This is a genomic window from Catellatospora paridis, from assembly GCF_009720365.1.
In the GTDB taxonomy this organism is placed as follows: Bacteria; Actinomycetota; Actinomycetes; order Mycobacteriales; family Micromonosporaceae; genus Catellatospora; species Catellatospora paridis.
Map to the genome: position 1 here is coordinate 41,498 of NZ_ML769319.1, position 22,513 is coordinate 64,010.

The window sequence follows — 22,513 nt, forward strand, 5'->3', positions numbered from 1 at the left end:
TCTCCTGTGTCGGTTGCACTTCGATCCACGGCGGGCGGCGGCGGTCGCGAACCGTCCCGGCCGGGAGCCTTGCGCCGCAGGTGCATACGCGCAAAGCTGCGGCCATGTCCGCACACGACCGCGCCGCCGCGGCCTGCCGTCACAGCCTGCACGCCCTCGTCAAGATCGGTGACCAGCTCACCGACGAGCAGTGGGCCGCCCCGACCGACTGTCCCGGCTGGACCGTGGGCGACGTGTACGCCCACGTGGTGAGCCTGGAGCAGTGGATGGCCGACGGCGGCGCGGCTCCGGAAGGGCCGCCGCAGCAGTTGATCGACTCCGGAGTCGACCGGTGGCGCGGCGCCCCGCGTGCCTCGGTGCTGGACGCCCTGCACACGCTGCTGCCGGTACGCGAGCGTCAACTCACCGACGAGCTGCAGGCCGCTGATGCGCCCGGCTGGTGGGTGTGGGCGAACACGGCGGTCCCGTTCGCGGTGCAGCTGTCGGCGCGGGCGTTCGACCTGTGGGTGCACGAGCAGGACGTGCGCCGTGCCCTGCACCGCCCCGGCAACCTGGGCTCGGCCGGTGCGCAGGTCGCCCGGGACCTGGTCCTGCAGGCGCTGCCGCGCATCGTGGTCAAGAAGGCCGGCGCCGTGCCCGGCACGGCGGTGCGTTTCACCACGTTGGGCGAGCTGCCCCAGGACTTCGCCGTGTACGTCGACGAGCACGGCCGCGCCTCGGTGGTGCCCAGCGACACCCACCGGTCCACCGCGCACGCCACGCTGAGCTGGGAGGCGTACGCACTGCTCGCCGCAGGCCGCAGCACCCGGGACCGGCAGCAGGTGTGGGTCACCGGCGACACCGGCCTGGCCGAGCGGGTTCTCGACCACCTCAACGTCGCCCCGTGAACGGCGGTGGGGCGGCCACCCGTACGTGACCGCCCCACCGCTGTTCAGCCGTCAGGCGACGTTGAAGTAGTGGTAGTTGGAGTAGTCGCTCCACGTGCCGTCCGGGCGCACCGCGTACACGTCCAGGTAGGCCGGTCCGCTCACGTCGGGGGTCCAGGTGATCAAGGCCCGCCCGTCCGCCCCGGCCGCGATGAACACGTGCTCCTCGCCGAACGAGTACAGGTAGCCGCTCACCTCGGTCCAGCCCGGCGGTGGCGAGAAGGTGAACGTGCCCGGCACGCCGACCCCGCCGACCGGCTCGTAGCCGAGCGGGTAGACCGCGGAGGAGACCCCCGGCCAGGGGCCGAAGTCGACCTGCCAGTTGGTGGTCGTCGACGCCCAGCCGTTCGCGCTGTGGCTGCGCACGGTGAGCCGGTGGCCCCACTCGTTGCTCGCGACGAACTGGATCGTCGCCGTGCCGTCCGCGACCGCCGCGACCGACTGCCAGTCCGCGTTGTCGAGCTGGTACTCGTAGCGGACCGTGCCGGCGATGTCCGCGCCGGGCGTGAACTTCAGTGTGACCGGCTTGTTCCACTCCGGCCCGTCGCCCACCACGGTCACCCGGGGCTGGCCACCCCACGGCGCCATGATCTCGTACGACACCTCGTCCGAGGTGTTGCGGGCGGCGTCGAGCGCCCGGACCTTCAGCGTCCCCGGCCCGATGCGCGCCGGGTTGATCTGCACGGTCGCGGTGCCGCCCGCCACGTCGGCCCGGACGTAGCCGGGCAGCGAGTACACGTCGGCACACACGAACTGGCCGACGGCACCGGTGTTGCTGCAGGTCGAGACGCCGAGGTACTCCCAGCCGAACTGGAAGCCGACGATGTCCGGGTCGCCCCCGCCGGAGAAGGTGAACACGCCTGGCTCGCCGAGCGGCGTCTGGCCCTCGTCCCTGCGCGGGTAGTTCGCGGAGTTCACCTGCGGGGCCGGCGGGCGGCTCTCGTCGTACACGAAGTAGCAGGTCCGCGACCAGTTCGTGGTGACGGCGCTATCGGTGGTGCGGAATTGCCAGCCGTAGGTCTGCCCGTCGCGCAGCGTGCCCTCGGGCACGATCGCGGTCGCGATCTTGTCCGCGAAGTGCTGCCGAGCGGACAGCTCGGTGCGGGCCGCCGGGTCGGTCAGCGGCCACAGCGCGAAGTCGTGTTCCAGCGAGCTCGCGTCGGCCTCGTCCACGTCGGTGGCCAGGGCCTGCAGCCGGGCCCCGCCGCGCAGCGCCGGGTAGGGCGCCGCGGTGGCGCACCCGTCGCTGCCGGTGTACATGTGCTGCTCCTGCAACACCGGCACAGTGTTGTAGTCGACCGAGAAGCCGACGCCGATCGAGTAGTGCAGCCACCGCCCGTAGGACGGGTCGTTCTCGTAGGCCGCCGGCACCCGTACCTCGAAGGTGATCTTCGGCTTCTTCGCGGTCAGCGCATCCTTGACCGCCTCGGTGACGTCGAACTGCAGGTATCCGGTGCAGAACGTGGTCGCGTTCTTCGTCCCGAGCAGCGCCTGCTCGCGGGGTGCCTTGTGCCAGGACGGCGTCTTCTTGACCACGTCGGTGCGCCACAGCTCGATGGCGCGCTTCGCGCAGTCCGCGACCCGGGTCTCCCGCAGCGTGACGGTGCCGGTCGAGATCTGTTTGGTGCGGTACGCGGCAAGGTCGAACGTCGCGTACACCCGTGAGGTGTGCTCGCCGCCGTCCTCGTCCCGCCAGGCGCCCAGCGGCAGGTCCGTACCGGACGGCGCGTCGAAGGCGTCCTTCGGCGCGGCCGCGTCGGTGTAGCCCGACTGGACCTGGATCGCGGTGCCGTAGTGGGCCGCCGCGGCACCCGGTGTGAGCGCGATGAGCCCGGCCGCGCCGAGCGTCATCGAGAGCGCGGACACGAGCCCGCGTCTTCTGATGGATCCACGCACGGTGGATGTCCTCCCCGTTTCCCGCCCGGCGCGCGGTGCGCCGGACGGATCAGAGGATAGGTGGCGCAGGCTCGACTGGGAGATCCCTATTTCGGCTCGATCGGGCCCAGGTCGGGACGTTTGGCGGTGACGGCGTCGCCGGACGAGCGGCCGGTGAGGCGGCGTTTGATCCAGGGGGCGAGGTAACGCCCTGCCCAGGCCAGGTCGTCGGCGCGGGCGGCGGGCCAGGACTTCACAGCCGGCCGGGCCGGCACGTCCCACCAGACCGGGTCGGTCGGCACGCCGAGCGCCGCGAGCACGTGGGCGGCGGTGCGCCGGTGCCCGGCCGCCGACAGGTGCAGCCGGTCGATGCTCCACAGCGCCGGGTTGGCGTACTCGTCGTCGTGCCACAGGTCGACCAGGCGGGCGCCGTTGCGGTCGGCGACCTCGCCGACGGCCTGGTTGAGGTAGCGGATGCGCGGGGCGACCAGGTTGTTGCCGGGCAGCCGCGACATCACGTCGGCGAACCGGAACAGCAGCACGTCGGCCCCGGTGTCGCGGAGCCGGGCCACGGTCGCGTCGAAACGCGCCATCAGGGTCGGCGGATCGCACTTGCGGCGCAGCACGTCGTTGGCGCCGGCCGCGAAGCTGATCAGATCGGGTTTCATGGCCAGCGCCGGTTCGAGCTGCTCGCCGACGATGCCGTCGAACAGCCGCCCGCGGATGGCGAGGTTCGCGTAGCCGAACCCGGGCCCACTCACCTGGCTGAGCCGTCCGGCGACCAGATCCGCCCAGCCCCGGAACACCCCATCGGCGTACGGGTCGTCCATGCCCTCCGTGAAGCTGTCCCCCAGCGCCACATACCTGCTCCAACTCACCGCGACATCTTGCCACCGCCGGGTGTACCGGCGGGTAGTGCCCTTGCGCACACCCGGGCGCGGGGCGGGGAACAGAACCTTCCGCCGCCGTGTTGGATGAGCACGTGCAGATCGAGATCTACTCCGACGTCGTATGCCCCTGGTGCTGGATCGGCGAGCAGCGCCTGCTGACCGCCCTCGACGGCTTCGACGAGCCGGTGACGCTCACCTGGCGCGCCTTCCAGCTCGACCCGTCGGCCGAGTCCGCGCCGCTGGTGCAGTGGCTGGGCCGCCGCTACGGCGGCGAGGACAACGCCCGGCGGATGTTCGCCCAGGTGACCGAGGTCGGCCGGGGTGAGGGTCTCACCATGAACTTCGACCGCGCGATCAACGCGAACACCTTCGACGCGCACCGGCTGATCTGGTGGGCCGGCCGGCACGGCGATCAGCGCCCGATGGTCGAGGCGCTGCACCGGGCCCACTTCACCGACGGCCTCGACCTCGGTGACCGCGCCACGCTGGCGACTGTCGCGGCCGGTCTCGGCCACGACGAGCAGGAGCTGCGCACCCTGCTCGACTCGACCGAGGGCGTCGCGGAGGTGCAGGGCGAGCTGGCCATGGGCCGTGAACTGAACATCACCGGCGTGCCGATGTTCGTCTTCGCCGGCAAGTACGCCATCAGCGGCGCACAGGACCCGTCGACGCTGCGTGAGGTGCTCGACGAGGTACGACGTCGCGAGGGCGGCTCGCCGCTGACCGTCCTGCCGACCCCGCGTGGCGAGGCGTGCGACGACGACTCCTGCGCCACCTGACCCCGTACACCAGCAAAAAGGCCCCCTGATGGGGGCCTTTTTGCGTCCGATTTGTCGATGTTTCACGTGAAACAAGATCGTTGAACGCCGATCCAGAACAGCTCTTTGTCATCCTCGTTCGCGGGGTCCGGCACCGCCCTGCCAGGCCGTTCCCGAGCCACCGCTCAGCCGACGACCGCCTGGAACAACATCGCCCCGGCCAGCTCGGCATCGGACAGCGGCGCCTCCGCGATCACCCGGCCGTCGGCGGCGAGGTGGTACAGCACCGGCTGTGCGCCGCCGACCTGCACGATCATGGTGCCGTCCGGCTGGAAGTAGACCCGGTCGACCTTGCCGACCGCGAACTCGACCGGCTTGCCGGTGGTCATGTCGACGACCGTGGCGACGCCAAGCCGGCGGCCAGGGTCACCGGTGCCGACACTGGCCGCCGCCAGCCGACCGTCGTATGAGACGCCGAGCACGATCGCGTCCATGCCGTTCGGGTCCCGGTAGTCCACCGAGCGCGGCGCCGTGCCGTCGACCTTGGTCACGGTGAGCTTCCCGCCCGTGATCACGCCCTGGAAGGGAGCTGCCGGCCGGGATGCGGTCGTCCAGTCGGCGGTCTTCATCGCGGCGAAGCGCCCGGTCGCGACGGCGACTCGGCCGGGGGTCTCCTTGCGGTCGGCCAGCAGCGTGACGTAGAGCGTGGCGGAGTCGGCGGCCCACCGGATCGAGTTGCTGCCAAGGCAGGAGACCTGCTTCACCGTCTCGCGCGCCCGGCCCGAGCCGTCGGCGATCATCAGCGTGCCGGTGGAGCCGGTGGTGTCGCCCGCATCCTTCACCCACGCCAGGTGCTTGCCGTCCGGCGACACGACGACCGAGTCGCGGGGGCAGGTTCCGCCGTCGGTCGTCCACGCCTGCTCGGCGACGCCGCCCCGGAGGCGGAGCACGGCCTGACCGCCGCCCGCCTCCTTCAGGAAGTAGAAGGTCCCCGGCACGGCGGCGAACGGCGTGATCGGGACTGACGGAGCCGTGGTCGGGGCGGTGGAAGACGACTGCGGGTCGCAAGCTGTGAGCAGGGCCGTGGCCGCGCAGGCCAGCAGCGCTGCGTGCAGGATCGCGCGGCGGCGGATCGGCGTGCCGAAGGTGGTCGAGCTCATCTGGTCCCCCATGGATCGAGAAGCGGTGCCGGCCGGTGTTCCGCCGGGTGGAATTCGTGTCGTGGCGTACTGCGACATGCAAGATGTCTGCTTCCACGAGAAGGTTGCCGCCTCGGCGAAGAAATCTCATGCGGTTGCCGACCGGGGCGCGGCACACACGAGAGCGGCGCGGGACCGCAGTCCCGCACCGCTCTCACCACCTGGCAGACCCGGGTCGCCGGGCTCAGCCGAGGACCACCTGGAACGGCAGACGGTTCTTGAGTTCGGCCCGGTCGACCGTGATCTCGGCGACGACCTGACGGTCCGGATCCAGCCGGTAGAGCTTGCCCCGCTCCCCGCCCACCGCCACGACCATCGAACCGTCCGCCTGGAACCACAGCCGGGTGACCTTGCCGACCGGGAACTCCACCGGCCCGCCGGTGGTCATGTCGATGACGTCGGCGACGTCCAGCTGCCGGGTCGGGTCACTGCCGCCCACGCTCACCGTGGCCAACCGGCCGTCCTGGGACACCGCCATCACCACCACATCCGTGTCGTGCTCGGATCGGTAGGCGACGGACCGAGGTGCGGTGCCGTCCGCCTTCGTGACGGTCAGCCGGCCGTCGTGGACCGTGCCCCGGAACGGGCCGGTGGCCAGCGTCTCCGCCTCCTTCCACGCATCGTGTTCCATGGGACTGAACTTTCCGGTCGCCGCATCGACGGCGCCGACCGTGGCCTCGTTGCCGAGTTTGCTGACATACAGGCGGGTGGAATCGGGCGTCCACACGAGCGACCGGGTCCCAAGGCACAGCACGTTGGTGCCCCGCTTCTGCACCGCGCCACCCTGGACATCGGCGATCATCAGGTCGCCACTGAGGCTGCTCGGATCGTCGGCAGTGACCACCCAGGCGACCTGACGACCGTCGGGCGACACCGTCACCGAGTTCTCCGGGCAGGCGTCGTCGGCCGGGTGGGTGATCGTCCGAAGGTTCTCGGTGCTGGTGACCGGGTCGCACTTCCCCGGATCCGGCGTGCCGCAGGAGTATCTCTCACGCAGCACGAAGAGCTCGAGTTTCGTGGTGCCGACCGCTCGGTGGAAGTAGTGGTCGCCCGTCACCGCCGGTCGCGCCGGCGGGGCCGAGGGTGACGGCGGGGCGACGGTCACCGACGCCGACGCGCCGGGAACGACCTGGCCACCGCCGCCTCCGGTCATCGCGACCGCGGCGACGCCGACACTGCCCAGCAGGACCACCGACAGCGCGGAGGTCAGCGCCGTACGCCGCAGGCCGATCCGGCGCGAGGTCCGCAGCGCGCGATCCCGCAGATCCGCCGGGTTCACGTCGTCGGCGAGGTCCGCCAGGCCGGACCTCAGATTGTCCATCGGGGCGTTCATCGGGCGGCTCCGTTCACGGCGTGGAGGTCGGACAGTTCGGGGGCGATCACACGCAGCCGGGCGAGCGCCTTGGCGGTCTGGGACTTCACGGTGCCGACCGCGACGCCGAGCACCTCGGCGGCCTCGGCCTCCGTGCGGTCCTCGAAGAAGCGCAGCACCAGCACCGCGCGCTGCTTGTCGGACAGCTTCAGCAGCGCGGCCCGCAGGCTGAGCTTGAGCGCCGACGAGCCGGAGTGGTCACCGCCCCGGCCGCGTTCGGGCAGCTCACCGGGGAGGACCTCGGCGACCTTGCCGCGACGCCACCAGGCGACCTGCAGGTGATACATGACCTTGCGGGTGTACGCCTCGGCGTTGCCGCTGTCGTGCAGCCGCCGCCAGGACCGGTGGGTCCGGGCGAGCGCGGACTGCACCAGGTCTTCGGCCAGGTGCTGGTCTCCGGTGAGCAGATAGGCGGCGCGCAGCAGCGCCGGTGAGCGGTGCCTGACGAAACTGTCGAACTCCGCGGCATGCGAGTCGACCACGTATGCCCCCGTTGACTGAGGAGTGGCGGCAGGCGAGGTGTTCCTGCCGTAGTGACGACCTGCAAGATGCGCGCTCCGCGAAGAAGGTTGCCGCCGTCCCCGAAATCTTCTTCGCGAACTCGTTGCGTCGGTCACCAGCCCTGGTCCGCAGATCGTTTGCTCGGCTAAGGTTCCCCGCGTGAGCGAGGTAGCCGAGAAGCAGGCCGACCCTGGCACGGCCGTTTCCGCGCCGCGTCGCCGGTTCTTCCTGGACACCGGGCCGCTGCGGCACCGGCCGTACCGCCGGCTCTGGACCTCGACCATCGTGACCGCCCTGGGCAGCCAGCTGACCGCGGTCGCGGTGCCCAAGCAGATCTACGACATGACCGGGTCCTCGGTCTGGGTCGGCATCGCCAGCATCTCCGGACTCGTCCCGCTGATCGTGTTCGCGCTGTGGGGCGGCGCGATCGCGGACACCGTCGACCGCCGCCGGATGCTGCTGTTCACCAACTCGGGCATCGCCCTGCTGTGCGTGGTCTTCTGGCTGCAGGCAGCGCTCGACGTGCGCTCCATCCCCCTGCTCCTGGTGCTGGTCGCCGTGCAGCAGGCGCTGTTCGGCATGAACATGCCCGCCCGCACCGCCTCGGTCGCCCGGCTGGTGCCCGCCGCGGAGCTGCCCGCGGCCGGGGCGCTGAACTCGACCGTGATGCAGGGTGGGCAGATCATCGGCCCGATGCTGGCCGGCGCCCTGATCCCGCTGCTCGGCCTGCCCCTGCTGTACCTGTTCGACGCCATCGCGCTGTGCGCCGCGCTGTACGCCGTGTGGCGGCTCCCGTCGCTGCCCCCGCTGTCCGGCGTCGCCCGCCGGGCCGGGCTGGCCGACATCCTGGAGGGTTTCCGCTACCTGGCCACCCACCGGCTGCTCATGGTGTCCATGGCCGCGGACGTCATCGCCATGGTCTTCGGCATGCCGCGGGCGCTGTTCCCGCAGCTGGCCGACACCGCGTTCCCCGGCGTGAACGAGGACTTCGCGCTCGGCATGCTCTACGCCGCGGTGCCGATCGGCGCGCTGCTCGGCGGGCTGCTGTCGGGCACGTTCTCGCATATCCGACGGCACGGCCTGATGCTGGTCATCGCGGTCTGCGCCTGGGGCGCGGCGATCGCGGGCTTCGGGTTGAGCAGTTCCCTGTGGCTGGCCGTGGTGTTCCTCGGCATCGCGGGCGTCGCCGACATGGTCTCCATGGTGTTCCGCGGCGCGATCCTGCAGGCCGCGGCGACCGACGAGATGCGCGGGCGGATGCAGGGCGTGCACACCGTCGTGGTGGCGGGCGGCCCCCGGCTGGCAGACCTGCTGCACGGCGTGGCGGTGCCGGTGGCCGGCGCGAGTGCCGCGGTGGCGGGCGGCGGCGTGCTCGTGATCGTCGCCATGACGGTGCTCGCCCTGGCCGTGCCCGCGTTCCTGCGCTACCGCGGACCGGCCCGCTGACGAGGAAGTCTGAACACCCATTAAGGTGGTCCGACCGGAGCAGGCCTGGTCCGGGCGTGGTGGCGTCACCGCGCCGGGCGCGGCGGTTCCGCCCACCCCCTCGGAACGGAACAGCACATGCGCGTCACCCGGCGAAACAAGGTCCTCCTGTCGGTGCTGGCATGCCTGCTGGTCCTGCCGGCGGTCACGGTCTTCGGCCTCAACCGGTATGTCAACGACACCTCGGTGCCGCTGACCGACAGCCTTTTCCCTGAAAGCGCGCCCAAGCGACTGCTGGCGATCTTCGCGCACCCCGACGACGAGATCACCGTGGCAGGCTCGCTGCGCCGGATGAGCGAGGAGGCCGACGCCGAGATCACCATCGCCTACCTCACCCGCGGCGAAGCGGCGGACGTGCCCAAGACGTCCCTCGCCGACCTGGCGGAACGGCGCACGGTCGAGGCGAACAACGCCGGCAAGGTGCTCGGGGCCGACAATGTCGAACTGTTCGACTTCCGGGACGGCGAGCTGCCCGCGGCCGACGCCGCCAAGGCGCAGGAGACCGTGTCGGCCCTGATCGACGAGTACCGGCCGAGCGTCGTGATCAGCTTCGACGACCGGGTCGGCTTCTACGGCCACCCGGACCACGCGCAGGTCGGGGTATGGGTCAAGACCGTGCTGAACACCCGCCGGCACGAGCCCGACTTCCCGGTCAAGCACTTCTACCAGGCCACCCTGCCCGAGTCGATGATCTCGGTGGCGAAGGAGCTGTCCCCCACCTTCCGCGACATGTACCCGACCGACCCCGCGAAGGGCCTGCCCGAGCCCACGGTCGCCATGACCATCGACAGCGTGGCGAGCGAGAAGCGCGCGGCGCTCGACGCGCACGTCAGCCAGGTCACCGTCCTCCAGGCGGTCCAGCCCGCCTACGACAAGCTCCCGTCCTGGATCTACTTCCGCATCCTCAGCCGCGAATACTTCACCCGGGTCTTCTGACCCGGGCGACAGGTCAGAGGCCGGTGGGATCGGTGTTGGCGCCGCAGGCGACGACGACGACCCGTTCGCCGTCGGCGGGGCGGTAGGCGCCGCTGCTCAGGGCGGCGAGGGCGGCCGCGGCCCCGTGTTCCAGCACGATGCGCCGGTCGGCCCACAGCGCGCGCCGGGCGGCCACGATGTCGTCGTCGCTCACCAGCACACTGCGCACCCCGTCGCGTACCGCGACCGCGTACCCGATGTCGCCGACCCGGCGGGCGCCCAGCGAGTCCGCGGCGACGCCGGACACCGCGACGTCCACCGGACGGCCGGCGGCCAGCGCGGCATGCAGGCTCGGCGCGAGCTCGGGCTCGACGCCGACCACCCGGGCCTGGCCCGCCAGCGCCGTGGCGAGCCCGGCCATCAGCCCGCCGCCGCCGACCGCGACCAGGACGGTGTCGAAGCCGCCGGGGATGTCGACCAGCAGCTCCAGCCCGATGGTCCCGGCCCCGGCGACCATCTCCACCTGGTCGTACGCGTGGCAGTAGACCGCGCCCGCGTCGGCGGCGTGCTTGACCGCTGCCTCGTACGCCATCGCGTACTCGGTGCCGTGCTGCTCCACCCGCGCGCCGAGATCGCGCAGCTTGTCGACCTTGAACGCCGGAGCCGTCGCCGGCACGAAGATCGTCGCAGGCACCCCGCAGGCACGGGCCGCGTACGCGACCGCCAGTCCCGCGTTGCCGCCCGACGCGGCCACGACGCCCACCGCCGGGTCCAGCTCACCGGCCTGCTGTGCCGCGAGCACCCGGTTCAGCGCACCGCGCGCCTTGAAACTGCCGGTGTGCTGCATGTACTCGCACTTGAGCCAGGTCGTGCCGAACAGCCCGCCCGGCTCGATCGCCGCCAGCGGCGTACGCCGGAAGCGCCCGGCGATGCGCGCGGCCGCGTCGGCCACGTCGACTTTGGTGATCATTCGGGCACCATAACCGAGCAGTGCGAACCCACGGTGGATGACGTGAAGAAGAGGCCTCGCCGGGAGTCGAACCCGAGGTCATCCGTTTTGCAGACGGAGCGCCCCACCCGGGACGTCACGAAGCCGGGAAACGTGCGGACGGGGAGATTCGAACTCCCTCAGCAGAGCACCTGGTTTACAGCCAGGCCCGACTCTCCAACGTCGGCGCATCCGCGTGGTCTTGCCGTCAAAGCAGCGCGGACGGGATTCGAACCCGCAACACTCCCGCTTGAAAGGCGGGTGACTCTTCCGTTCGTCCACCGCGCCGTGGACTTGCTGGTCGGGATGGCCGGACTCGAACCGACGACCTCTGCACCCCCAGTGCAGCGCGCTACCAAGCTGCGCCACATCCCGTAGTCACTGCGTGCCCTGAGCAGGATTCGAACCTGCAACCCCCGGCTTCGTAGACCGGTGCGCTGTCCAGTTGCGCCATCAGGGCGGGTGGAACCGTGGACCCAGCCGGACTTGAACCGGCCGCCTCCGCTTTGCAAGAGCGGCGCTCTACCAGATGAGCTATGGGCCCGTGTACGACGCTCGCGAGCAAGGATTCGAACCTCGATTCCCTGATCCAGAATCAGGTGTCCTGCCGTTGGACGACTCGCGAAGAAGGCTGCGGACCCCCATCCGCAGCCCTGGAGCTGCGGACCCCCGTGGCCCCGCAGCTCGTGTCAGCGCTTGGCGAGCACCGTCCAGGACGGTGTCGACGGGTTGAACCGCAGCGGCATCCGCGCCTCGGCGGGCGTGCGGTCACCCTTGCGCTGATTGCAGCCGCCACAGGCGGCCACCGTGTTGAGCCAGGTGTTGCGTCCGCCCCGGGAGCTGGGCAGGACGTGGTCGATGGTGTACGCCGGACCGCCACAGTAGGCGCACCGGTGCTGATCACGGGCGAGCACGCCGCGCCGGGACCAGGCCGGGCCGCCGTGGTAGCGCCAGCGCGTCACCACGTAGCTGACCAGGCGCACCACCTTGGGCATAGGCCAGACGCCGATGGCCTGATCGGGTTCCGCCTCGTGCACCACCGCGACCTGCCGCCACAGCATGCGCAGGGCGTGACGCAGGCTGACCCGGTGGAGTGGGCCGAGATCGGCGTTGAGGACGAGTACTGCGTTCATCGGGTCACCTCCTGGGAATGCTGTGATGGATATGGAGCGGTGGCCGGGAGTCGAACCCGGATCTCTGCCATGGCGAGGCAGCACACTGCCGTTGTGCGACAACCGCGAGCTTGTTTCATTACGTAGTCGATGCGGGACTCGAACCCGCTTTCCCGCGTCGAGGGCGCGGAGGCCTACCCATAGCCGAATCGACCGCTGCGCCGCGAAATGCGACACGCTTTCTCATACGTCATCCACTGTGGAGTTCTCAAGGTGCGACCCTGTCGGCCGGAGCCGGGGGTTCGTGCTGTCTTCACTGGTCACAGGTGCTGGACAAAAGAAAACCGCCCGCTTCCGAGTCCGGAGGCGGGCGGCGTGAGCCGCTTGTCATGGCGCTTGGTCAGCACCATCCGCCTCGTCCGGGGACGAGTTCCCAGCCATAACGCTCACCACATCGGGCGGCGGCGGGCATGGCGTTCTCGACGCACGGCGTCAGCCGCTGCATCGCGTACGAGAAGCTGCTCATGTCTGTCTCCGGTCCGTTTCCCTGCGGTGTCGTTCTTGGTGTGGGCATACCGTATGGGCCGCCGCATCGGCGAGGCAACCTCATTTTCCGCGCGCAGGGTGAACGCAGTTCATGGCCTATTCCGGCCCGCGGCGGCACGGTTGCTGACCGTTCGACCGCCTGTGGCCGCCGACTCCCGGCGGTAGAAAGAGACCGGTTCCCACACCCGGAGGTGGCGGCATGGCACGGTGGCGTCCGACCCGGCGGCAGGTGCTCACCCACGGCGTGACCGCGGCCGGGGCACTGGCCGTGGGCAGCGCGACCACCCTCGCGGTGAGCGACTGGGCCGCCGAAGGCGTGATCCCGCCGGGACCGCCGCCGGGCGCGCTGCTCGACGACGCCAGCCGGCTCAACCCGACGGCCGTCCGCGGCGTCCTGTACGCGGCCCCGGCCCCCGACGACACCGCGCGCATCGTCGGCCCGCTGCTGCGCCGCATCACCGCCGGGGCGGACCCGGCCCTGGCCGTCGCCGGCGTACGCCACTCGATGGGCGGGCAGAGCATGCTGGCCGGCGGATGGGTGCTCGACACCCGGCCGATGAACCGGATCTCGCTGGACAGCGCGTCCCGGGTGGTCCGCGTCGGCGCGGGCGCCACCTGGCGCGAACTGATCCCCGTGCTCAACGCCGCCGGGTTCTCCCCCAAGGTCATGCAGTCGAACCACGACTTCTCCGTCGGCGGCTCACTCAGCGTCAACTGCCACGGCTGGCACACCGACCACCCGCCGATCGCCGCCACCGTCCGCGGGCTGCGCCTGCTCACCGCCGCCGGCGAGGTGATCCGCTGCGGGCCGGCCGAGAACGCCGAGCTGTTCGGAATGGTGCTGGGCGGCTACGGCCTGTTCGGCGTGATCCTCGAAGCCGACCTCGAGGTGTGGCCCAACGCGCGATACGTGCCGCACTTCGACAGCGTGCCCGCGCTGGACTACGTCGAGGAGTTCACCCGACTCGTGCTCGCCCCGGACTCGACCGCCGAGATGGCGTACGGGCGGCTGTCGGTCGATCCGCGCAGTTTCCTGGAAGAGGCGGTCATCGTCCGGTTCACGCCCGAGGCCGGCACCGTCGGGGCCGTGCTCCCCCTGGCCGCCCCGGACGCGTCGTCGCTGCAGCGGGCCGTGTTCCGCAACTCCGCCGGCAGCAGCCTCGGCAAGATGCTGCGCTGGACACTGGAACGCGAAGCCGCCCCGTGGCTGGCCGGGCCGATCAGCCGCAACAGCATCCAGAACGAGCCCGCCGCCGTCTTCGCCGACCACTCCACCGAGACCAGCGACATCCTCCACGAGTACTTCCTGCCGCACGCGACGCTGGCCAAGTTCATCACCGCCGCCCGCGAGATCATCCAGCGCTCGGGACAGGAACTGCTCAACGTGACCGTCCGCGACGTACGCCACGACACCCGCAGCGCGCTCGCGTACGCCCGCGAGGACGTGTTCGGGCTGGTCATGAACTTCCGCCAGGAGCGCACCGCGGACGCGGACACCCGGATGCGGGCGCTGACCCGCGAACTCGTGGACGCGGCGCTGGAGCTCAACGGGACCTTCTACCTGCCATACCGGCTGCACGCCACCGGCGACCAGCTGCGCCGCGCCTACCCCGGCTGGGAGGCCGCGATGGCCGCCAAATCCCGGATAGATCCCCATCCGGTCTTCCGCAACACCCTCTTCGACACGTATGGCCCCAAGCCCTGACCCAGGCTTCCCCCACGAGTTCGTTCTCGGTTTTAGGCTCCAGCGATGAGTTCGACGCCGACAGCACACGCGATCAGCCAGTACGCGACCACGACCGGCAATCTCACCGCCCGCATCGCCCTGCACGCCTACGGCACCAACCCGCAGAACTGGTTCGCCTGGCTCGGCGAGCGGCTTCCGCTGCGCGGCGACGTGCTCGAGGTCGGGGCCGGCACCGGCAAGCTGTGGACCCACGTCGACCATGCCGGGCTCGACCTCACCCTGACCGACTTCTCCCCCGCCATGTGCGAGCAGCTGCGCACCGTCCCCGGCACGCACGTCCGGCAGTGCGACGCGACGGAGCTGCCGTTCGCCGACGCGAGCTTCGACGCCGTCGTGGCCAACCACATGCTGTATCACCTCGACGACCCGGCCGCCGCGCTGCGCGAGTTCCGGCGGGTGCTGCGCCCGGGTGGAAAGGTCGCCGTCGCCGTCAACGGCAGCGACCACCTCGCCGAGCTCAACACGCTCGGGCCCGCCATCGGCCGCCCGGAGCTCACGCTGCACGCCACCCAGAACGACTTCACCGCGCAGACCGGTCCCGCATACCTCGCCGATCACTTCACCGGCGTCACCGTCGAGCGCTACCACTGCGACCTCGACGTGCCGGCCGCCGAGCCGATCCTCGCCTACCTCGCCAGCCTGGCCGGCGAACCGCTCACGAGGGAGCAGCGATCAGCGGCCCGCGACCTCGTCCAGACACGGATCGACGCGGAGGGCGGCTTCCACGTCCGCAAGCACACCGTCCTGATCACCGCTTCGCGCTGAGCCGCCAGGACGCGTCGCGCGACGGCGGCGCAGGCCCACTCGGCCCGTGACACCGATCGGAGCGCGCCCTCACTCCTCCCCGGTCATGCCAGTGCGGCGATCACCGCGCGGACCATTCGTCGGCCATGCTCGGCCATTCGCGGGAAGGTATGCCGGTAGTAGTCGATGCCGGTCAGTGACGGCGCGACGGCCCAACCGCAGGCGCGGAGCCAGGTGGCGTCGTCGTAACCGACTGCCTCCCGGTACGCGTCCCGGGCCGCGCCGGTGAAGGTCCACAGCGCTGGAGCCACATCCGGCGACGGATCGCCGACGCCGAGTGCGCCGAAGTCGATGACCGCGGCCAGTCGGCCCTGGTCGGTGATCAGGTTGCCCGGCTGCAGATCGCCATGGATCCACACGGGGTCCCGGTCCCAGTCAGGTGCGGCCAGGCAGGCGTCCCAGGCCGCCTCGGCAGCGGCCACCTCGAAGCCGTCGTCCTGCTCGGCGAGCCGGGGCAGCACACGGCGGACGCCTTCATCGGCGTGGAGCAGGGCGGACCCGCGGGAACCCGGCGGCTTGACCGGACCGCCGGCCGGATCCACCCCTGGCCGTCCGCCATGCGAACCGCCGCGCCGCTCTGAACCCGCCAGGGGGGCGCCGCAAGATCCCGCACGGCTGCGACCGGCTCGCATCACTGCGGCGCGCGCACCATTGGCTTTACGTTCTCTGGGCGAGCAGGTAATGGTGCGTGGTGGCTTCCTGTTCCTCGACGGGTCGGCTGCCCTGGAACACTGTCGCGAAGCCGGAATCGGTGACCCGGTCTTGCATCTCTTGAGCCGACATCCAGTACCCGTCGTACTCGACGCCGAGGCCAACAGCAGCCCCGCCACCGCGTCGCAACTCGCCGTTACCGGCCCTGGCACCGGCCACCAGGTAACCGCCCGGCTTGACGACACGAGCGAGTTCACTGAACGCGATCGGTCTGTCGGCAGGCGCAAGGAAGATCAGCGAGTACCAGCAGACCGCCCCGGCCAGCGAGGCGTCCTCGAAGGGCAGATCACGCAAGTCGGCGACGTCAAAGGCGAAGCCCGGATAGTCACGCCGGGCCACCTGCACCATTCCGGGTGACAGATCGATTCCATGCGGAGACACACCCCGCGCCGCCAGATACGGAGCGAGTCGACCCGTCCCGCTGCCTACGTCGCCGACGACGCCGCCCAGATCGGCAGCAACGGTCAACTCGCAGAACAGGTCGAGCACCGCCCGTTCGATGGGCATTGCTTCCAGCGCCCCGGCCGTGGCGCCGACATACCACTCCGCGAGCGCATCGTGCGCGTTCCTCAGTTCATCAGTCTTCGCGTTCATGAACGCGAACCATAGTCGCCTGGCCAATGACAGGTGAGCCCGCGCAGCCGGCCCGTACGTCAACGACGCACCCACCGTCCAGCGCCACCTGCGTGCGGTGTGAGTCGTCGGCCATGCACTGCGACCCCTGTCTCTGAGTAAGCCGACAGATCTGTCACTCTCCGTGGAGTTGGACCAGTGTGGCTTCCGCCTGGCGGGTGCACGGATCTGCTTGATGAGCGGATGCCGTGTTGCCGCGGGCGACGTCGCGAGCGCTTACATCAGGTGACGCCGTCGCATTTCTTGGAGTGCCACGGCCAAACGCGTCCGTGATCAAGGCTTGTACGCTTCGCACGTGGAGATGCCGGGCGTTAGCGGTGGGGCCAGGCGCGAGCGTGGAACGATCCGGTTGGCCGGAGCCCGTGCGTTGTGCTGGCAAGTCGACGGTGCCGACGACGACCCGACACTGCTGTGGCTGCATGGCAGCACCGGTAGTTCCCGGACCGCCCCGACCTTGCCGAGAGTACGGGTCGTTTCCTACGACCGGCCTGGCTATGGCGGATCCACTCTTCATCCTCAGCGAACCCTGATGACCGATGCCGATGACGTCGAGGCCTTGCTGGATCATCTTGGCATCGGCCGGACCGCTGTATTGGCGTTTTCCGGCGGGGCCGCGATCGCCTACGCTGCCGGGGTCAGGACACGTCAGCGCGTGACTCGGCTAGGCATCGTCTCTGGCGCGCCCTGGCCTACCGCACCCGCGCCATCCGCGGAAGTCCTGCTGAGCGCCGCGACCGCACTCAGCGCCGATCCCGGTGCCGCGGTGGATCGGCTCGCCGAGAACGCGTCCCTTCGTGATATTCAGGTCTTGAACACCCCAGCGCTGCGTCATGAGCTGCTGGAGGGAGCGACCGATGCGGTTTCCAGCGGGGTAGAGGGCTGGTTGCAGGAAGCGCATCTGCTCCGCACGCGCTGGCCATTCGAACCACGTGATGTGCGGGTGCCAGTGCTCATGTGGCACGGTTCCGATGACCAGGCGGTCAGTTTCGACGCCGCCTCGACGGTCGCCGGCCAGCTGCCTCAGGCGTACCTACGGAAGATCGAGAACGCGGGCCATCTCGGCTGGATGCTTGAACGTTCGGAGATTGCGGCCCAGTTGATCTCCACGGATCGTCACCGACCGTGAGCGGATCGCCGGGGCGACGACCCGGCTGAGACCGGCGTCCGGGGGTGGCGCCGAAACTCGCAAACTTGACGCGGCCTGTCGCCGACTGTCGGCCGACGCTGGCACAGTGCGCTTCCTGTCCAGTGCGGATAGCTGGAGACAGCCCTCGGTCAAGTCGCTGGGCTTTACTGGTGGCTTTACAGCGAAAGTGGTGAGCGCGCGCCAGCCGGTCAGCGATGGAGTCCATCCCGCGCCGACGCAGTTCCGGGATGAGCAGGTGCATCGGCGGCTGATTGCTCCGGTACGGCTTCGCACACGGCCCGGTGTAGAGCCCTCCGCCCGGACCTGTGTACAAGCCGCCGCCGATGCCGGTGTAGCGGCCCCCGCCTATACAGCTCGACAAGCTCGCACCCCGCTACGTACAGCGCATGGTGGCGCAACTGCGCGACAAGATGGCCCCCGCATCGGTGGTGAAGGTTCACGGGGTGCTGCGGGTCGCCCTGACCGACGCTCTTCGGGTGACCGCCTGGAGGCATTCCTCCTATTGGCGCTGACCACCGGCCTCCGGCGAGGAGAGTTGCTGGGCCTCCGCTGGATCGACGTAGAGACCGACGAGATGGTGCTGTTCGTCCGGCAGACACTTCAGCGGGTCGGAGGGAAGCTCCAGATCGTCTCGCCGAAGACGCACCGGTCGGCGCGGCCGGTGCCGCTCGCTCGGCTCTCCTGCGCAGCGCTCGTGTCCACGATCCGGCTCACCGCCGACACCTACGGCCACATTCTGCCCGCGAAGGCACGCGACGCAGCGGACGGCATCGATCGAATCATGTGGGACGAGGGGGAGGAGCAGACGCCCGAGTAGCTTGAAAAAGATCTAGGCTTTACCGGTGGCTTTGTCTGGCCACCGGTAAAGCCTAGTTATTCAACGTTACTGCTGGTGGAGCCTAGGAGAATCGAACTCCTAACCCCCGCCTTGCAAAGGCGGTGCTCTGCCAATTGAGCTAAGGCCCCGAGGGACGGGCTCGGCCCGTCTGACTCAGCGGAGATCCGGTGCGGTGGTGGCCTCGTGCCACAGTGCCCGCTCGTCGTTGGCCGCCCGCAGCTTCTTGGCGACCAGTGCGACCGCCACACCGACTCCGGCGACGATCAGCAACTTCTTCCACATGATGAGCACCTTAACGCTCGGGAGTGGGGCTAGCTGGAATCGAACCAGCGACCTCAGAGTTATCAGCTCTGCGCTCTAACCGACTGAGCTATAGCCCCGCGCGACAACGAACCTTACCGCACCGCTGACGGCTCTTCCAAACCGGTATCCCCTCCCCGCGTGGCGTGTCCCGCCCCGGTCGCCGGCCGACGACGAAGATCGTCGTTTGGTGCCGGAACCTGCGGTCTCACCCAAGGTTCTGACCCGAACAGCGATCTTGCCCCCGCAGCCGCCGCGGGGGCCGGCCGGCGCGGTGTGCGGGCGCGCCACAGCGGTCCGTGGGCGAGCCGCGGACCGCTGTGGGTGTGGCGTGAGGTCAGTCGCGCTCGGCGAGCGTGATCTCGACGCCGCCGACCAGGTCGGCACAGACGTTGTAGATGAACGCGCCCAGGGTCATCAGCGCGGTGAAGAGCACCACGTTGATCGCGCCCAGGATGGCCGACGTCCCGATCACCGCGCTGGCGCTGATGCGGAAGTCGCCCGCGCTGCCGTTCGAGGCGAACAGGTCGGCCAGGGTCGTGTTCAGCGAGTTGAACACGCCCATCGCGTCCAGCGCCAGGTACAGCACCGAGGTGGCGACCACGATGACGACCAGGAGCACGAAGGACACGGCGAAGGAGAACTTCATGACCGACCACGGGTCGATGCGCTTGATGCTCAGCCGGGCCCGGCGCGGGCCGCGCGAGGCGGCCGAGCCGGCACTGGTGCGCGCCGCGCGCACGGCTTCGGTGACGCGCACCGCGCCGGCACTGGCGCTGTTGACCACGGAGCGCAGCGTCGACGAGCCCGCCGCGGCCCGGCCGGTGGCCGTCGTCGGCCGCTCGGAGGTCGCGATGGCGCCCGTGGGCTCCGAGTCCGGGGCGGGCATGCCCGCCGGCCGGGTGAAGGTGCCGGTGGTGGTCGTGGCGGCAGCGGCGGTGCTGCCGGCCGACTCGTCACCCCCGGTCGCGGACCGGGCCGGGGTCGGCTCGGACTGATCAGCGGGGACTGTCGCGCGGCCTCCGGCCGCCCGGCCGGTCGACGAGGCGGCGTCGCCGCCGTCCTTCTCGACCGGACTCGCCGGAGCCCCCGCGGTCTCCGACATCGCCTGTGTCTCCGTCATGCACTAGTCCTGTTCGTCCGGCTCATCGGCATTGCGGGCAATGGCGACGAGGGTTACGCCTTCTGGGAGGTCCATCAGCTTGACACCCATTGTGTTCCGATCGCGCGTCCGCCGCACGGGCTTCACCGGAGTTCGGATAACTCCGCCGTTGCTCGTGATAGCGAAGAGCTCGTCTTCCGGGCTGATAACGACCGCACCCACCAGTCCGCCACGGCGTTCGGTGATCTTTGCGGTCAGTACGCCCTTTCCACCCCGGCCCTGGACCGGGTACTCGTCGATCGGGGTGCGCTTGGCGTAGCCGCCGTTGGTCGCCACGAGGACGTCCATACCGTCCCGGACCACCTCCATGGCCAGCAGCTCGTCGCCGTCGCCGAAGCGCATGCCGATGACGCCCGACGTGGCGCGGCCCATGGGGCGTAGCGCGTCGTCGGTGGCGTTGAAGCGGATGGCCTGCGCCTGCTTGCTGACGAGCAGCAGGTCGTCCTCCGCGGCGATCAGTGCCGCGCCGACGAGCTCGTCGTCGTCGCGCAGGTTGATCGCGATGATGCCGCCGCTGCGGTTGGAGTCGAACTCACCGAGCGCGGTCTTCTTGACCAGGCCGTTCTTCGTGGCCAGCACCAGGTAGGGCGCGACCTCGTAGTTCTGGATCTCGATGACCTGGGCGATCTGCTCGTCCGGCTGGAAGGCGAGCAGGTTCGCCACGTGCTGGCCCTTCGCGATGCGCGAGGCCTCGGGGAACTCGTACGCCTTGGCGCGGTAGACCCGGCCCTTGTTCGTGAAGAACAGGATCCAGTCGTGCGTGGAGCAGACGAAGAAGTGGCTGACGATGTCGTCCTGGCGCAGCGTGGCCCCGGAGACGCCCTTGCCGCCCCGCTTCTGCGAGCGGTACAGGTCAACCTTTGTCCGTTTGGCGTACCCGGTACGGGTGATGGTCACCACGACGTCCTCGCGCGCGATGAGGTCCTCCATGGAGACCTCGCCGTCGAACGGGATGATCTTCGTGCGCCGGTCGTCGCCCCACTTGGCCACGATCTCGCCGAGCTCGTCGGAGATGATCTTCCGCTGCCGCTCGGGCTTGGCCAGGATGTCCTTGAGGTCGGCGATCTCGATCTCGATCCGGGCCAGCTCGTCGACGATCCGCTGACGCTCCAGCGCGGCCAGCCGGCGCAGCTGCATGTCGAGGATCGCGGTCGCCTGGATCTCGTCGACGTCGAGCAGCGCCATGAGGCCGGTCTTCGACTCCTCCGCGCTCGGCGCGCGGCGGATGAGGGCGATGACCTCGTCCAGCATGTCCAGCGCCTTGACCAGACCGCGCAGGATGTGGGCCCGCTCCTCGGCCTTGCGCAGGCGGAAGGCCGTCCGTCGCTGGATGACCTCCATCTGGTGGCTGACGTAGTACATGAGGAACTGGGCGAGGTTCAGCGTGCGGGGCACGCCGTCGACCAGCGCCAGCATGTTCGCGCCGAAGGTCTCCTGCAGCTGGGTGTGCTTGTAGAGGTTGTTCAGCACCACCTTGGCCACGGCGTCGCGCTTGAGCACGAGCACCAGGCGCATGCCGGTGCGGCCGGACGACTCCTCGCGGATGTCCGCGATGCCGCCCAGCTTGCCCTCCTTGACCAGCTCGGCCACGCGCTCGGCGAGGTTGTCCGGGTTGACCTGGTACGGCAGCTCGGTGACGACGAGGCAGGCACGCCCCTTCTTGTCCTCCTCGACCTCGACCACGGCCCGCATCCGGATCGAGCCGCGACCGGTGCGGTACGCCTCCTCGATCGTGCTGGTGCCGACGATCAGACCGCGGGTCGGGAAGTCCGGGCCCTTGACGATCCGCAGGGCGGCCTCGAGCACCTCGGCCTCGTCGGCCTCCGGGTTGTCCAGGCACCACTGCACGGCCTGGCCGATCTCGCGCAGGTTGTGCGGCGGGATCTTGGTGGCCATGCCGACGGCGATGCCCTCGGAGCCGTTGACCAGCAGGTTCGGGAACCGGGCCGGCAGGATCGTCGGCTCCTGGTTACGTCCGTCGTAGTTCGGGACGAAGTCGACGGTGTCCTCGTCGATGTCGCGCAGCAGCTCCATCGCGAGCGGGAACAGCCGGCACTCGGTGTACCGCATGGCGGCGGCGGGGTCGTTGCCCGGCGAGCCGAAGTTGCCGTTGCCGTCGATCAGCGGGTAGCGCAGCGACCACGGCTGCGCCATGCGCACCAGCGAGTCGTAGATCGCGGTGTCGCCGTGCGGGTGGTAGTTACCCATCACCTCGCCGACGACGCGGGCGCACTTGAAGTAGCCGCGGTCGGGGCGGAAGCCACCGTCGTACATCGCGTACAGGATCTTGCGGTGCACCGGCTTGAGGCCGTCGCGCACGTCCGGCAGCGCCCGGCCGACGATGACGCTCATGGCGTAGTCGAGGTACGAGCGCTGCATCTCCACCTCGAGCCCGACGGGCTCGATGCGGCCGTGCACGCCGACCTCTTCCGGCTGAGTGTCAGGAGTCTCGCTCACTGTTTAAAACTCTTTTCCTGCGTATGAAGCTGAGGAAGCTGTGGATAACGCTGTGGATCAGGGCCCGACCTGTGGATAAACAGTATGTCTATCCACAGGTCGGCATTTTCCTGGTCTTAGATGCCCAAACTCAGACATCCTTCCCTG

At 69.9% G+C, this 22,513-nt stretch carries 21 protein-coding genes and 11 tRNA genes; 9 read left to right on the top strand and 23 right to left on the bottom strand.

Annotated features, from left to right (window positions below; translation table 11 throughout):
* Nucleotides 1-104 precede the first annotated feature (104 nt).
* A complete protein-coding gene (locus tag F9C41_RS21405; RefSeq protein ID WP_196279880.1) occupies nt 105-887 on the top strand; it encodes a maleylpyruvate isomerase family mycothiol-dependent enzyme in 783 nt (260 codons plus the stop codon).
* 51 nt (nt 888-938) lie between these two features.
* Here F9C41_RS21405 and F9C41_RS21410 read toward each other — a convergent pair whose 3' ends face one another.
* Both F9C41_RS21410 and F9C41_RS21415 read right to left on the bottom strand, forming a co-directional pair.
* Nucleotides 939-2,822 carry a hypothetical protein gene (locus tag F9C41_RS21410; protein ID WP_230689842.1) on the bottom strand — a complete coding sequence of 628 codons (1,884 nt, stop codon included), beginning with the start codon at nt 2,820-2,822 and terminating at the stop codon, nt 939-941.
* 86 nt (nt 2,823-2,908) lie between these two features.
* Complete coding sequence (locus F9C41_RS21415) at nt 2,909-3,679, bottom strand: SGNH/GDSL hydrolase family protein (protein ID WP_155388624.1); 771 nt, start codon at nt 3,677-3,679, stop codon at nt 2,909-2,911.
* 104 nt (nt 3,680-3,783) lie between these two features.
* Here F9C41_RS21415 and F9C41_RS21420 point away from each other — a divergent pair, with 104 nt between their 5' ends.
* Entirely contained in the window at nt 3,784-4,470 is a 687-nt protein-coding gene (locus F9C41_RS21420; protein ID WP_155388625.1) for a DsbA family oxidoreductase, read from the top strand.
* Nucleotides 4,471-4,634: 164 nt separating this feature from the next.
* Here F9C41_RS21420 and F9C41_RS21425 read toward each other — a convergent pair whose 3' ends face one another.
* The 3 genes from F9C41_RS21425 to F9C41_RS40760 form a co-directional block, all read right to left on the bottom strand.
* Entirely contained in the window at nt 4,635-5,609 is a 975-nt protein-coding gene (locus F9C41_RS21425; protein WP_155388626.1) for a hypothetical protein, read from the bottom strand.
* Between the two features lie 223 nt (nt 5,610-5,832).
* Complete coding sequence (locus F9C41_RS21430) at nt 5,833-6,981, bottom strand: TolB family protein (RefSeq protein WP_155388627.1); 1,149 nt, start codon at nt 6,979-6,981, stop codon at nt 5,833-5,835.
* Nucleotides 6,978-7,502: a SigE family RNA polymerase sigma factor gene (locus tag F9C41_RS40760; RefSeq protein ID WP_196279898.1), complete on the bottom strand. Its 525-nt coding sequence runs from the start codon at nt 7,500-7,502 to the stop codon at nt 6,978-6,980. The genes F9C41_RS21430 and F9C41_RS40760 overlap by 4 nt, the downstream gene beginning before the upstream one ends.
* A 178-nt stretch (nt 7,503-7,680) precedes the next feature.
* Between F9C41_RS40760 and F9C41_RS21440 the strand changes: the two genes are divergently transcribed.
* Complete coding sequence (locus tag F9C41_RS21440; RefSeq protein ID WP_196279881.1) at nt 7,681-8,967, top strand: MFS transporter; 1,287 nt, start codon at nt 7,681-7,683, stop codon at nt 8,965-8,967.
* Between the two features lie 117 nt (nt 8,968-9,084).
* Nucleotides 9,085-9,942 (top strand): PIG-L deacetylase family protein, encoded by an 858-nt coding sequence (locus tag F9C41_RS21445; protein ID WP_155388630.1) that lies wholly within the window; start codon nt 9,085-9,087, stop codon nt 9,940-9,942.
* A 13-nt stretch (nt 9,943-9,955) separates the two neighbouring features.
* Here F9C41_RS21445 and F9C41_RS21450 read toward each other — a convergent pair whose 3' ends face one another.
* The 11 genes from F9C41_RS21450 to F9C41_RS21500 all read right to left on the bottom strand — a co-directional run bounded on the left by F9C41_RS21450 (nt 9,956) and on the right by F9C41_RS21500 (nt 12,236).
* Nucleotides 9,956-10,891, bottom strand: a complete 936-nt coding sequence (locus tag F9C41_RS21450) for a threonine/serine dehydratase (protein WP_155388631.1) — start codon at nt 10,889-10,891, stop codon at nt 9,956-9,958.
* 51 nt (nt 10,892-10,942) lie between these two features.
* Nucleotides 10,943-11,016, bottom strand: a tRNA-Cys gene (locus tag F9C41_RS21455).
* A gap of 8 nt (nt 11,017-11,024) precedes the next feature.
* Nucleotides 11,025-11,105 (bottom strand) — tRNA-Tyr (locus tag F9C41_RS21460).
* An 18-nt stretch (nt 11,106-11,123) separates the two neighbouring features.
* A tRNA-Glu gene (locus F9C41_RS21465) sits at nt 11,124-11,197 on the bottom strand.
* Between the two features lie 10 nt (nt 11,198-11,207).
* Nucleotides 11,208-11,284, bottom strand: a tRNA-Pro gene (locus tag F9C41_RS21470).
* 11 nt (nt 11,285-11,295) lie between these two features.
* Nucleotides 11,296-11,369: transfer RNA gene (locus tag F9C41_RS21475), tRNA-Arg, on the bottom strand.
* A gap of 11 nt (nt 11,370-11,380) precedes the next feature.
* Nucleotides 11,381-11,453 (bottom strand) — tRNA-Ala (locus F9C41_RS21480).
* Nucleotides 11,454-11,463: 10 nt separating this feature from the next.
* A tRNA-Gln gene (locus F9C41_RS21485) sits at nt 11,464-11,534 on the bottom strand.
* Nucleotides 11,535-11,598: 64 nt separating this feature from the next.
* Nucleotides 11,599-12,042: an HNH endonuclease gene (locus F9C41_RS21490; RefSeq protein WP_155388632.1), complete on the bottom strand. Its 444-nt coding sequence runs from the start codon at nt 12,040-12,042 to the stop codon at nt 11,599-11,601.
* A gap of 32 nt (nt 12,043-12,074) precedes the next feature.
* Nucleotides 12,075-12,148 (bottom strand) — tRNA-Gly (locus tag F9C41_RS21495).
* 17 nt (nt 12,149-12,165) lie between these two features.
* Nucleotides 12,166-12,236, bottom strand: a tRNA-Glu gene (locus F9C41_RS21500).
* 530 nt (nt 12,237-12,766) lie between these two features.
* On the opposite strand from F9C41_RS21500, the gene F9C41_RS21505 reads away from it, so the two are divergent.
* Complete coding sequence (locus F9C41_RS21505; RefSeq protein ID WP_155388633.1) at nt 12,767-14,272, top strand: FAD-binding oxidoreductase; 1,506 nt, start codon at nt 12,767-12,769, stop codon at nt 14,270-14,272.
* 45 nt (nt 14,273-14,317) lie between these two features.
* Entirely contained in the window at nt 14,318-15,079 is a 762-nt protein-coding gene (locus F9C41_RS21510; RefSeq protein ID WP_155388634.1) for a class I SAM-dependent methyltransferase, read from the top strand.
* 83 nt (nt 15,080-15,162) lie between these two features.
* On the opposite strand, the gene F9C41_RS21515 is transcribed toward F9C41_RS21510, so the two are convergent.
* Nucleotides 15,163-15,750 (bottom strand): phosphotransferase, encoded by a 588-nt coding sequence (locus tag F9C41_RS21515; RefSeq protein ID WP_155388635.1) that lies wholly within the window; start codon nt 15,748-15,750, stop codon nt 15,163-15,165.
* A gap of 25 nt (nt 15,751-15,775) precedes the next feature.
* Nucleotides 15,776-16,423, bottom strand: coding sequence for a class I SAM-dependent methyltransferase (locus F9C41_RS21520; RefSeq protein WP_155388636.1), 648 nt, complete (start codon nt 16,421-16,423; stop codon nt 15,776-15,778).
* A gap of 340 nt (nt 16,424-16,763) precedes the next feature.
* Between F9C41_RS21520 and F9C41_RS21525 the strand changes: the two genes are divergently transcribed.
* The 3 genes from F9C41_RS21525 to F9C41_RS40765 all read left to right on the top strand — a co-directional run bounded on the left by F9C41_RS21525 (nt 16,764) and on the right by F9C41_RS40765 (nt 18,426).
* Nucleotides 16,764-17,588: an alpha/beta fold hydrolase gene (locus F9C41_RS21525; protein ID WP_230689880.1), complete on the top strand. Its 825-nt coding sequence runs from the start codon at nt 16,764-16,766 to the stop codon at nt 17,586-17,588.
* Between the two features lie 407 nt (nt 17,589-17,995).
* Nucleotides 17,996-18,121, top strand: coding sequence for a hypothetical protein (locus F9C41_RS41855; protein WP_269058950.1), 126 nt, complete (start codon nt 17,996-17,998; stop codon nt 18,119-18,121).
* A complete protein-coding gene (locus tag F9C41_RS40765) occupies nt 18,112-18,426 on the top strand; it encodes a site-specific integrase (RefSeq protein WP_196279883.1) in 315 nt (104 codons plus the stop codon). Before F9C41_RS41855 ends, F9C41_RS40765 begins: the two co-directional genes overlap by 10 nt.
* Before the next feature lie 73 nt (nt 18,427-18,499).
* On the opposite strand, the gene F9C41_RS21535 is transcribed toward F9C41_RS40765, so the two are convergent.
* From F9C41_RS21535 to gyrA, 5 genes are all read right to left on the bottom strand, one after another.
* Nucleotides 18,500-18,575: transfer RNA gene (locus F9C41_RS21535), tRNA-Ala, on the bottom strand.
* A gap of 25 nt (nt 18,576-18,600) precedes the next feature.
* The gene (locus tag F9C41_RS41410; protein WP_222106000.1) at nt 18,601-18,729 is read right to left on the bottom strand and encodes a DLW-39 family protein; all 129 of its coding nucleotides are present in this window, start codon (nt 18,727-18,729) and stop codon (nt 18,601-18,603) included.
* 24 nt (nt 18,730-18,753) lie between these two features.
* Nucleotides 18,754-18,827, bottom strand: a tRNA-Ile gene (locus tag F9C41_RS21540).
* Between the two features lie 257 nt (nt 18,828-19,084).
* Entirely contained in the window at nt 19,085-19,870 is a 786-nt protein-coding gene (locus tag F9C41_RS21545; protein ID WP_155388639.1) for a DUF3566 domain-containing protein, read from the bottom strand.
* A gap of 3 nt (nt 19,871-19,873) precedes the next feature.
* Nucleotides 19,874-22,366 (bottom strand): DNA gyrase subunit A, encoded by a 2,493-nt coding sequence (gene gyrA / locus F9C41_RS21550; protein ID WP_155388640.1) that lies wholly within the window; start codon nt 22,364-22,366, stop codon nt 19,874-19,876.
* Nucleotides 22,367-22,513 lie beyond the last annotated feature (147 nt).